Source organism: Bradyrhizobium sp. UNPA324 (assembly GCF_006658635.1).
GTDB classification, from domain to species: domain Bacteria; phylum Pseudomonadota; class Alphaproteobacteria; order Rhizobiales; family Xanthobacteraceae; genus Bradyrhizobium; species Bradyrhizobium nanningense.
The window spans coordinates 4,952,264-4,963,366 of the sequence record NZ_LFJD01000004.1 but is presented as its reverse complement, the minus strand read 5'-3'; the positions used below and the strand labels follow the sequence as shown (position 1 = coordinate 4,963,366).

The window sequence follows — 11,103 nt, the reverse complement described above, 5'->3', positions numbered from 1 at the left end:
GTATCGCCTCAAACGAAAAGAGGCGGAGCTTGCGCTCCGCCTCTTTCATTCCAGCATTTTAATTCCGCTTACGCCTGGCTCGCGATCTCCTTGCCGAGCGCGGCTTGCGCGGCGGCAAGGCGGGCGATCGGCACGCGGTAGGGCGAGCAGGAGACATAGTCGAGGCCGATATTGTGGCAGAAGGCGACGGAAGCGGGATCGCCGCCGTGCTCGCCGCAGATACCGACCTTGAGCTTCGGGCGCGTCTTGCGGCCGCGCGCGACGCCGATCTTGACCAGCTCACCAACGCCTTCCTGGTCGAGCACGATGAATGGATCCACCGACAGGATGCCCTTCGCCACGTAGGGGCCGAGGAAGCTCGCCGCGTCGTCGCGGCTGATGCCGTAGGTCGTCTGCGTGAGGTCGTTGGTGCCGAACGAGAAGAACTCGGCCGACTGCGCGATCTCGGCCGCGAGCAGACAGGCGCGCGGCAGCTCGATCATGGTACCGACCTGATAGGCCAGCTTGGTGTTGGTGTCGCGCATCACGGCCTGTGCGGTGGCATCGATCCGCGCCTTGACGAGGTCCAGCTCGGCCTTGGTCGCGATCAGCGGCACCATCACCTCGAGGCCAACGGCCTTGCCGGTGCGCCTCTCGGCTTCGACCGCCGCCTCGAAGATCGCACGCGCCTGCATCTCGGCGATCTCCGGATAGGCGATCGCGATGCGGCAGCCGCGGAAGCCGAGCATCGGATTGAACTCCGAGAGCTCGCGCGCGCGGTCAGCCAGGCGCCGCGGGTCGGTGTTCATGGCGCGCGCCACTTCCTCGACCTCGGCGTGGGTGTGCGGCAGGAACTCGTGCAGCGGCGGGTCGAGCAGACGGATCGTGACCGGCAGGCCCTTCATGATCTCGAACAGCTCGACGAAGTCGGCGCGCTGCATCGGCAGCAGTTTTGCGAGCGCCGCGCGGCGGGACTGCTCGTCCTCGGAGAGGATCATCTCGCGCACGGTGCGGATGCGCGTCTCTTCGAAGAACATGTGCTCGGTGCGGCACAGGCCGATGCCTTCCGCGCCGAACTTGATCGCGGTGCGCGCGTCGTCGGGCGTGTCGCCATTGACGCGGACGCCGATCTTGCGGACCTGGTCGGCCCAGGTCATCAGCGTTCCGAACTCGCCGGACAGCTCCGGCTCGATCATCGGCATGCGGCCGGCCAGCACTTGGCCGAGCGAGCCGTCGATGGTGATGACGTCGCCGGTCTTGAACGTGCGCGAGCCGATGCTCATGGTGCCGCGGCCGTAATCGACGCGGATGGTGCCGCAGCCGGAGACGCAGGGCTTGCCCATGCCGCGGGCGACCACCGCCGCGTGCGAGGTCATGCCGCCGCGCGTGGTCAAAATGCCTTCGGCGGCGTGCATGCCGTGGATGTCTTCCGGGCTGGTCTCGATGCGGACCAGGATCACCTTGCGCCCATCGGCCTGAAGCTTGGCCGCCTCATCCGAGGAGAACACGATCTCGCCGGAGGCAGCTCCGGGCGAAGCCGGCAAGCCGGTCGCGATCACGTCGCGCTTGGCGTTGGGATCGATGGTCGGATGCAAGAGCTGATCGAGCGAAGCCGGATCGATGCGGGTGACCGCTTCCTTCTTGGTGATCAGGCCTTCATTGGCGAGCTCGACCGCGATGCGCAGCGCGGCTTTCGCGGTGCGCTTGCCGCCGCGGGTCTGCAGCATCCACAGCTTGCCCTGCTCGACCGTGAACTCCATGTCCTGCATGTCGCGGTAGTGCTTCTCGAGCAGCGTATAGATCCGCGTCAGCTCCTTGAAGGCCTCCGGCATCGCCGATTCCATCGACGCCTTGTCGGAGCCCGATTCTCTCCGCGCTTCCTCGGTGATGTCCTGCGGCGTGCGGATGCCCGCTACCACGTCCTCGCCCTGCGCGTTGATCAGGAACTCGCCGTAGAGCTTGCTCTCGCCGGTCGAGGGGTTGCGGGTGAAGGCAACGCCGGTCGCCGAAGTCTCGCCCATGTTGCCGAACACCATGGCCTGCACGTTGACCGCGGTGCCCCAGGATTCCGGAATGTCGTGCAGCTTGCGGTAGGTCACCGCGCGCGCGTTCATCCAGGATGAGAACACCGCACCGATCGCGCCCCAGAGCTGATCGTGCGGATCCTGCGGGAAGTCCTTGCCGGTCTCGCGAGCGACGGCGTCCTTGTACTTGCCGACCAGCTCGACCCAGTCGTCGGCGGACAGGTCGGTGTCGAGCGTGTAGCCCTGGCTGTCCTTGAAGGTGTCGAGGATTTCCTCGAAGTGATGATGCTCGAAGCCGAGCACCACGTCCGAATACATGGTGATGAAGCGGCGATAGCTGTCATAGGCGAAGCGGCGGTCGCCCGACAATTCCGCCAGCGCTTCCACGGTCTGGTCGTTGAGGCCGAGATTGAGCACCGTGTCCATCATGCCCGGCATCGAGGCACGCGCGCCGGAGCGCACTGAAACGAGCAGCGGGTTCTTGGTGTCGCCGAAAACCTTGCCGGTCAACTTGCCGACATGGTCGAGCGCCTTCTCAACCTGCGACTGCAATTCCTTCGGATAGGATTTGTCGTGGGCGTAGAAGTAGGTGCAGACCGAGGTTGGAAGGGTGAAGCCCGGAGGCACCGGCAGGCCGAGATTGGCCATTTCGGCAAGATTCGCGCCCTTGCCGCCGAGCAGGTCGCGCATCTCCGTCCGGCCTTCGGCCTTGCCGTCACCGAATGTGTACACCCATTTGCCGGCCTTGATGGCTGCTGGCGCCGCCTTTTTCGGTGCGGGCTTTGCGGCGACCTTCGGCAGAGCCGCCTTGGTCACAGCCTTTGCCGCCGGTTTGGCGGCAGGCTTCGCAGCGGGCTTGGCAGCTGGTTTGGCAGCAGCTTTGGAGACCGGCTTCGGCGCTCTCTTGGCCAGCGCCTTGCGGGCCGGCGGCGCGGCCTTCGCGGCGGCGGAGGACTTTGATTTCGCTGGCATTTTTTTAGGCTTCGAGGCGGCTTTGGCCATAGCTTGCACACAACCTGCGAGAGGAATGGGAAATCGCGGGCCTTACACCATTTTGGGCGGGCCCGCGCAAGTCGGACAGTTCCGAAAAGTGAACGCCTAGAGGTGGAGCCACTTCAGGAGCCCAAGCCCGATCGCGCCGTTCACGATCAGGAAGATCGCGACAATGAGGTTCAACAGCCGCGGCATGATCAGGATGAGCACGCCCGCAATCAACGACAGGATCGGCGAAATGTGGGCGACGGTGATGTGCATGAATTATCTTTCTGTGGAGGGGACGAATCGCAGGCGGATCATAGCGGCCCCGGTTCCGCGAGTAGAGACGCGCAACGGGCGAGGTGAGTTCCGGCCCCACGAAAACTGCCTGAAATTGCCGCGAATGCGGCAGGGCTTTTCCCGGAACATTGCCAACACGCATGCATTGGCCAACCGGCTGCGCCATTGGCGCGTCCGAAAATAGAATCACGTCGAAGGAGTTGTCCATGCGGAACAGGATTCTTGCTCTTGCAGCGCTCGCGGCCGCGATCGGCTCGCCTCTGGCGGCGCAGGCGCAAACCAGTATCACCGTCGGACGCGCGCCCGCCGTGGTCGACAGCGGCCCAACCATCGCCGTCGAGCAGCGGCCGGCCTTCCGCGACTACGTCGTCGAACAGCGTGTGCCGGCCTTCAGCATTCCCGATCGCGTCGTGGTCGGGACCACCTTACCCGAGGCGGGCGTCACCTATTATGACGTGCCGCAACGCTTCGGCGCCACCACCTATCGCTACACCGTCGTGAACGGCGAGACCGTGCTGGTCGAGCCGCGCTCACGCCGCATCGTCGAGGTGCTGGACTGAGGCGGCATCGGACTGAGATCGACTAGATGTCCGGCGCGTCACATCAGGCTGGCGCGAGCAGTTTAGATCGGACATCAGGCCCCGCCCGGTCTTCCCCCCGCCGGGCGGGGCACTTTTTGTGCGGCTCTCGCGTGTGCACGCTCGTGTCCCGGGCAAGCGAAGCGCGACCCGGGATCCAGAAGCCAAATGCACCGGACGCGGGATGGGCCCCGGCTCTGCAGCGCACCGCTACTGGACGATGCTGCGCATCGCCAGGGCAGCGCTGCGCTGCGTCCGGGGCACGAGACCAACTTAATCCTGGATCTTCGAGAAATCCGCCACCGCGCGCGTGGCGCTGCGGATCTCGTTCAGGAGCTTCAGGCGGTTCTCCCGCACCTTGGCATCGTCGTCGTTGACGCGAACCTTGTCGAAGAACGCATCGACCGGCGGACGCAGCTTCGCCATCGCACTCATCGCGGCGGCAAAATCCTCCTTGGCGACCGCAGCATTGGCTTCCGCTTTCACCTCGCCGATCGCTTTCGCCAACGCCTTCTCCTCAGCGAGGCTGTAAAGTGCAGCATCCGGCGCGCCGTCGAAGCTGCGCTTGTCCTTTTTTTCCTCGATGGAGAGGATGTTGCCGGCGCGCTTGGTGCCGGCAAGCAGGTTCTTGCCATCGTCGCTGTCGAGGAATTTGCCGAGCGCTTCGACGCGGCGGACGATCACGAGGAGATCGTCCTGACCGCCGAGCGCGAACACGGCATCGACGAGATCGTGACGCGCGCCCTGCTCGCGGAGTTGGACCTTGAGGCGATCTGCGAAGAAGGCGAGCAGATCGCTCGGAAGCCTCGAGGCATCGGCCGGCTTCACCGACAAGCCGGCGAGCGCGGACGCGGCCACCTTCATGAGCGACAGACGCAACGCGTTCTCGGCAATCAGCCTGATCACGCCCAGCGCTGCACGGCGCAGCGCATAGGGGTCCTTGCTGCCCGTCGGCTTCTCGTCGATCGCCCAGAATCCAACCAACGTGTCGATCTTGTCGGCGAGCGCCACCGCCACGCTCACCGGATCGGTCGGCACGCGGTCCGCAGGCCCTTGCGGCTTGTAGTGCTCCTCCGACGCTGCGGCGACGGACGCATCCTCGCCCTGCGCCAGCGCGTAATACTTGCCCATCAGGCCCTGGACCTCGGGGAATTCGCCGACGACCTCGGTCAGCAAGTCGGCCTTGGCGAGATGCGCGGCACGCGTGGTCTTAGCGACATCGGCGCCGACCAGCGGTGCGATCTCCGCGGCGAGGCGCTCGATGCGCTTGATGCGTGCAGCCTGGGTGCCCAGCTTCTCATGGAACACGATCTGCTCGAACTTCGGCAGACGCTCCTCGAGCTTCGTCTTCAGGTCTGTCTCGTAGAAGAACTTCGCATCGCTCAAGCGCGCGCGGATCACGCGCTCGTTGCCGGCGATGATGGTCGCACCACCGTCGGTCGCCTCGATGTTGGCGACCAGGATGAACTTGTTGGCGAGCTTGCCCGTTTTGGGATCGCTGACCACGAAGCACTTCTGGTTGTTGCGGATGGTGGCGCGGATCACTTCGCCCGGAGTCGCCAGGAATTCTGGCTCGAACGAGCCCATCAGCACGACCGGCCATTCGACCAGGCCCGCGACCTCGTCGAGCAGGTTCTGGTCCTCGACCAGCTCGAAGCCTTGCGCGAAGGCGAGCTGCTTGGCATCGGTGAGAATCGCGTCCTTGCGTCTTTCAGGGTCGAGCACGACCTTGGCGTCGAGCAGTTTTGCCTCGTAATCCTCGAAGCGGCGCAGCTGAATTGGCGCCGGCGCGAGGAAGCGGTGGCCGCATGTCGTCTGGCCGGCTTCGACGCCATCCACCGAGAACTTCACGACATCCGGCTCCTCGGTCTCGAGCCCGAAGGTCGCGGTGATCGCGTGCAGCGGGCGCACCCAGTTGAGCGAGCCGGGCTTGCCCGAGCGCGCGCCCCAGCGCATCGATTTCGGCCAGGGGAAGGTGCGGATGATGACGGGCAGGATTTCGGCGAGCACGTCGATCGCATCGCGGCCGGGCTTCTCGATCAATCCGATGTAGAAATCGCCCTTGGGGTCGCGCTGGATCTTGGCCTCATCCAGCGACTTCAGACCCGTTGCCTTCAGAAAGCCCTGCACGGCCGCATCGGGCGCGCCGATTTTCGGTCCGCGGCGCTCGGTCTTCAGATCAGGCTGGCGCGCAGGAATGCCGTGCACGGTGAGCGCAAGCCGCCGCGGCGTCGCGAACGCCTTCGCGCCCTCGTAGACGAGGCCTTCGGCAACGAGCTTGTCGGTGACCATGCGGCGCAGATCGTCCGCCGCCTTCGCCTGCATGCGCGCGGGGATCTCTTCCGAGAACAGTTCAAGCAAAAGATCGGGCATCAGGCCGCTCCGCCCGCTTCAGTGTGGATCCAGGCCTCGCCGCAGGCCTTGGCCAGCTCGCGCACGCGAAGAATGTAGCTCTGCCGCTCGGTCACCGAGATCACGCCGCGCGCGTCGAGCAGGTTGAACACGTGGCTCGCCTTGATGCACTGGTCATAGGCCGGCAGCGCCATCAAATGCTGCTTCTTGTTGCCGCCGTCGCGCCAGCCGGCGTCGAGATATTTCTTGCAGGCCGCTTCCGCCATCTTGAACTGCTCGAACAGCATCGCGGTGTCGGCATATTCAAAGTTATGGCGGGAGTATTCCTGCTCGGCCTGCAGGAAGACGTCGCCATAGGTGACCTTGGCATCACCATCGCGACCGTTGAAGTTGAGGTCGTAGACGCGGTCGACGCCCTGCACATACATCGCAAGGCGCTCGAGCCCGTAGGTGAGCTCGCCCGCAACCGGCGCGCATTCGAAGCCCGCGACCTGCTGGAAATAGGTGAACTGGCTCACCTCCATACCGTCGCACCAGCACTCCCAACCGAGGCCCCAGGCGCCCAGCGTCGGGCTCTCCCAATCGTCCTCGACGAAGCGGATATCGTGCACGGCGGAATCGATGCCGATCGCGGCGAGCGACTTCAGGTACAGCTCCTGAAGATTCGGCGGCGACGGCTTCATGATCACCTGGAACTGGTAGTAATGCTGCATCCGATTCGGATTCTCGCCGTAGCGGCCGTCCTTCGGCCGGCGCGAGGGCTGCACATAGGCGGCGTTCCACGGCTTGGGCCCGAGCGCGCGCAGCGTGGTCGCCGGATGGAAGGTGCCCGCACCCATCTCCATGTCGTAGGGCTGCAGGATCACGCAGCCCTGCTCGGCCCAGAACCGCTGGAGCGCGAGGATGAAGCCCTGGAACGAGCGTTCCGGGCGCATATGGGCGGGCAATGAGGCGTCCATCGTCAGATCAGGCTCTCGCGGGGGTTTTGAATCGCGCGGGACCGTATCGACGGCGGGGGTGGGAATCAAGGCAAAGGGGGCGGATTCGGGCCCAGTTCTCCGTCATGGCCGGGCTTGTCCCGGCCATCCACGACCTTTCTCGATGCACGAAGAACGTGGATGCCCGGGACAAGCCCGGGCATGACGACCAGCGCGGCTAACCCGGCCGATAAGCCCCGGTCACGGGGTCACGTTTCAGCGTCTGGATATCCCCCATGCGGGCGGTTTCAGCGACACGCGACAGGCGCATCTCCTCCAGCTCCTGGTTGATCCTGACAGCGGTCTTGTAGGCCCAGCGGACCACGGCAAGCCCGCCCAGCACGCCCGCGAAAGCGACGAACGGCGGCATCGGTCGATCCTTGTCTAGTGCTCAGCCCCCACGCGCATTCTCGCGCAGTCCGGGCCGCGCCGCAATTGGTATGGCGAGGGCGAAATGGCGCGGGAGGGCGCCGGCTAGAACCCGAATTTCGCCCAAATCGCCCGCGTCTCGACCGCCGAGATCAGATCGTCCGGCAGCCCGGCCATCGATTCCAGGGCCGAAAGCTGCCCCGCGCCGGGCGATTTCCGACCCAAAAGACCGGACAGCAGCCCGGTTGGCTGCGCGATCACGGGGGTGAGAACCTTCTCGCCGTAGCGGGCACGAAGAGTTGAGCGGAGATCGCCGATGCTGTCGGCAAGCCCCAGCGCGACCGAACTGTCGCCGGCCCAGTATTCGCCCGTGAACAGAGTGTCGTCGGAGCCCTTGAGGCGCGCAGCGCGGCTCTCCTTCACCAGCGAAATGAAGATCTGGTGGATCTCGCGCTGGATCGCCTTCAGCTTGGCGACGTCATCAGGATTTTCGGGCAGGAACGGATCGAGCATCGCCTTGTGCGCGCCGGCCGTATAGAGACGCCGCTCGATGCCGAGCCGCTTGATCGCCTCCTGGAAACCGAAGCTGCCGCCGACCACGCCGATCGAGCCGAGGATCGAAGACGGATCGCAAATGATCTCGTCGCCGGCGCAGGCGATCATGTAGCCGCCGGAGGCCGCAACGTCCTCGACGAACACGAGCACCGGCAGCTTCTTTTCCGCGGCGAGCTGCTTGATGCGCAGATAGATCTGGCGCGACTGCACCGGCGAGCCGCCGGGCGAATTGATCACCAGCGCCACCGCCTTGGCGTGACGATACGAGAACGCGCGCTCCAGCACTTTCGCGACTCCTGCAAGCGTCAGGCCGGGGCGCAGCGGCGTCACCGCGCCGATCACACCGGAGAGCCGCACTACCGGCACCACCGCGGCGCCGGGGCGGAAGCGCGCCGGCAGATATTGCATGAGCTTGTCGGCCAGGCCGGAACTCTCACGATCGTTCAATTGTTCGGCCATGCCGTTACCTCTGCTTAACCATTTCTTATCACGCGACTGTCATTGGAAGTGCCCGGAACGTGTTTTGCAGAAACTCCGTTGGGAGGCTGCAATGGGGCAGCGGAGAACACCATGAAAGTCTACCTGCTGATGCTGCTGATCGGTGCGCTGTTCATGGCGATTCGCCTGACGTCTCCACAAGAGCAGCAATCGGAATCGCTTCCCCAATAAGTCGTCAAGGTTCCACCAGCGGCAAGGCCGCTCTCCCCTGCAAAATCTCCGTCATCTCGCTTTTTGACACGCGCGCCTCGTCGTTGAGCATGAGGCCCGGCAGCAATCGCGTCGGGGCCCGGCCACCTTTGACCGCACGCACCAGCACGCGGATCGCGGGCCGCCCCGCTTCGCCGTGAACCGGCAGGATCGAGAGGCTGCCGAAGCCGCGCGACAGTGCCGCCAGGACAGTGGCCAGGCCATCTGCACGCCAGATCAATGTCAGCACACCATTCGATCGGAGGATGCGCCGCGCTGCATGCACCCACGCATGCAGGGTCTCTTCCGTCGCCACATGCGCGATGTGACGCGCCTGATCGGGCGAGCCGCGATGCCGGGCCGGATCGTTGAATGGCGGATTCATCAGCACCACGTCGACGCTGTCGGGCGACAACCCGTTTGACGCAAAAGCGTCGGCGCCGGCCGTGACGTCGAGCACGATCGTCTCGGCGGCAATCGCATTTGCCGCCGCGTTGCCGCGCGCGAGCTCGGCCAGTTCCGGATCGATCTCGACCAGGCTGAGGCCGACACCGGGGACGCGGCGGGCCAGCGCCAGTCCGGCCGCGCCGACGCCGGCTCCGAAATCGACCACGCGATCTCCGGGGCGGGCCTCGGTCGCCGCAGCGAGCAGGATGGCATCATGCCCGGCACGATGGCCGGATCGCTTCTGCTTCAGGCGCAACTGCCCGCCGAGAAAGGCGTCCTCGGTAATATCTGCCGGCGCCTCACTCATCGCCGCGCAGTTCGTGACTGAGGCCGGCTTGGGTGAGGAGTTCCCTCGCCTCCTGGGCATCGTCCTCATGGACGAGGATCCGCCGCGGCAAGATGCCGAGCGAGCCCTCGATGATGCTCATGTTCTGGTCCAGCACCAGATGATGGATATTGGCGCCATCGAGCAGCGCGCCGATCGCCGACACCAGCACCATGTCGTTGGTCCGAACCAGCTCACGCAAATTGCAGGTCTCCTGCCTAAAAAGGGGGCAACGGCAAATGTCAATGGTTCCGCAGCACTTGCCGCATCCGCCGCCAGTTTCTATTGTCTTTCCGTCAGAATAGCCCTTCCGGGGCAAATATTGGAGACCGGCGTGGCCGTCATCGTACCTTTCGAAACTCCCGGCGCGTCGATCGAAGAGCTGGTTGCCCTTGTCGCCCCTGACATGGAGCGCGTCAACGCCACGATCCTGTCGCGGACCGGTTCGGACGTGACCATGATCCCGGAAGTCGCCAACCATCTGATCTCCTCGGGGGGCAAGCGGCTGCGGCCGATGCTGACGCTCGCCATGGCCAACCTCGCCGGCTACACCGGCGACGGTCACATCAAGCTCGCTGCCTCCGTCGAGTTCATGCATACCGCCACGCTCCTGCATGACGACGTCGTGGACGAGAGCGAGATGCGCCGCGGCAAGCTGTCGGCGCGCATGCTCTGGGGCAACGAGGCGAGCGTCTTGGTCGGCGACTTCCTGCTCGGCCAGGCCTTCCGCATGATGGTCGAGGTCGGCTCGCTCCGTGCGCTCGACATCCTCTCCGCGGCGGCCGCCACCATCGCCGAGGGCGAGGTGATGCAGCTTGCCGCCGCCAAGAACACCGCGACCACCGAGGACGAATATCTCGCCGTGATCCGCGGCAAGACCGCCGAGCTGTTCGCCGCCGCCTGCGAGGTCGGCCCCGTCATCGCCAACCGCCCGAAGGCCGAGCAGACCGCCTGCCGCTCGGTCGGCATGAATCTCGGCATCGCCTTCCAGCTCGTCGACGACGTGCTCGACTATGGCGGCAAGAGCGCCAAGCTCGGCAAGAACACTGGCGACGATTTCCGCGAGGGCAAGATCACGCTGCCCGTCGTGCTCGCCTTCCGCCGCGGCAACGACACCGAGCGCGCCTTCTGGATCCGGGCGCTGGAGCGCGGCGAGATCGGCGACAGCGATCTCGATCACGCCCTCGGGCTGATGAACAAGCACCGCGCGCTCGAGGACACGTTGAGCCGCGCCCAGCACTACGGCGCCATGGCCGTCGACGCGCTGGCGCTATTCCCGTCCTCGCCGATGAAGAGCGCGCTGGAGCAGGTCGTGGCGTTCTGTCTGGCACGGTCGCATTAGGCTTTCTGAGTTTCGGCGCACCGCTAGCGAAACACTCGGTGTCGTCCCGGCGAACGCCGGGACCCATACCGCGTGATCTATCGACACAGTGTCGGTGCGAGTACCGATAATAACCAATCTTCGCCAAACCACCCTGTGGTTATGGGTCCCGGCGTTCGCCGGGACGACACCGGTGAGATAGGTCCCAGCTGCG

General features: G+C 65.1%; 10 protein-coding genes. 2 read left to right on the top strand and 8 right to left on the bottom strand.

Annotated elements, in window-relative coordinates; all coding sequences use genetic code 11:
• Positions 1–68: 68 nt before the first annotated feature.
• Both ppdK and UNPA324_RS23765 read right to left on the bottom strand, forming a co-directional pair.
• Positions 69–3,005: a pyruvate, phosphate dikinase gene (gene ppdK / locus UNPA324_RS23770; RefSeq protein WP_181769493.1), complete on the bottom strand. Its 2,937-nt coding sequence runs from the start codon at positions 3,003–3,005 to the stop codon at positions 69–71.
• A 96-nt stretch (positions 3,006–3,101) separates the two neighbouring features.
• Positions 3,102–3,257 carry a DUF3096 domain-containing protein gene (locus tag UNPA324_RS23765; protein ID WP_018648785.1) on the bottom strand — a complete coding sequence of 52 codons (156 nt, stop codon included), beginning with the start codon at positions 3,255–3,257 and terminating at the stop codon, positions 3,102–3,104.
• 227 nt (positions 3,258–3,484) lie between these two features.
• Here UNPA324_RS23765 and UNPA324_RS23760 point away from each other — a divergent pair, with 227 nt between their 5' ends.
• Positions 3,485–3,838, top strand: a complete 354-nt coding sequence (locus UNPA324_RS23760) for a DUF1236 domain-containing protein (protein WP_128916675.1) — start codon at positions 3,485–3,487, stop codon at positions 3,836–3,838.
• A 291-nt stretch (positions 3,839–4,129) separates the two neighbouring features.
• On the opposite strand, the gene glyS is transcribed toward UNPA324_RS23760, so the two are convergent.
• From glyS to UNPA324_RS23730, 6 genes are all read right to left on the bottom strand, one after another.
• A complete protein-coding gene (gene glyS / locus UNPA324_RS23755) occupies positions 4,130–6,229 on the bottom strand; it encodes a glycine--tRNA ligase subunit beta (protein WP_128916674.1) in 2,100 nt (699 codons plus the stop codon).
• A complete protein-coding gene (locus UNPA324_RS23750) occupies positions 6,229–7,167 on the bottom strand; it encodes a glycine--tRNA ligase subunit alpha (RefSeq protein ID WP_128916673.1) in 939 nt (312 codons plus the stop codon). Before UNPA324_RS23750 ends, glyS begins: the two co-directional genes overlap by 1 nt.
• A 196-nt stretch (positions 7,168–7,363) precedes the next feature.
• Complete coding sequence (locus UNPA324_RS23745) at positions 7,364–7,555, bottom strand: hypothetical protein (protein ID WP_074122886.1); 192 nt, start codon at positions 7,553–7,555, stop codon at positions 7,364–7,366.
• Positions 7,556–7,659: 104 nt separating this feature from the next.
• Positions 7,660–8,568 carry a S49 family peptidase gene (locus UNPA324_RS23740; protein WP_128916672.1) on the bottom strand — a complete coding sequence of 303 codons (909 nt, stop codon included), beginning with the start codon at positions 8,566–8,568 and terminating at the stop codon, positions 7,660–7,662.
• 214 nt (positions 8,569–8,782) lie between these two features.
• Positions 8,783–9,550 (bottom strand): tRNA1(Val) (adenine(37)-N6)-methyltransferase, encoded by a 768-nt coding sequence (locus UNPA324_RS23735; protein WP_128917154.1) that lies wholly within the window; start codon positions 9,548–9,550, stop codon positions 8,783–8,785.
• Positions 9,543–9,770: a putative signal transducing protein gene (locus UNPA324_RS23730; RefSeq protein ID WP_126260423.1), complete on the bottom strand. Its 228-nt coding sequence runs from the start codon at positions 9,768–9,770 to the stop codon at positions 9,543–9,545. Before UNPA324_RS23730 ends, UNPA324_RS23735 begins: the two co-directional genes overlap by 8 nt.
• A gap of 132 nt (positions 9,771–9,902) precedes the next feature.
• Here UNPA324_RS23730 and UNPA324_RS23725 point away from each other — a divergent pair, with 132 nt between their 5' ends.
• Positions 9,903–10,910 carry a polyprenyl synthetase family protein gene (locus UNPA324_RS23725; protein WP_128916671.1) on the top strand — a complete coding sequence of 336 codons (1,008 nt, stop codon included), beginning with the start codon at positions 9,903–9,905 and terminating at the stop codon, positions 10,908–10,910.
• Positions 10,911–11,103 lie beyond the last annotated feature (193 nt).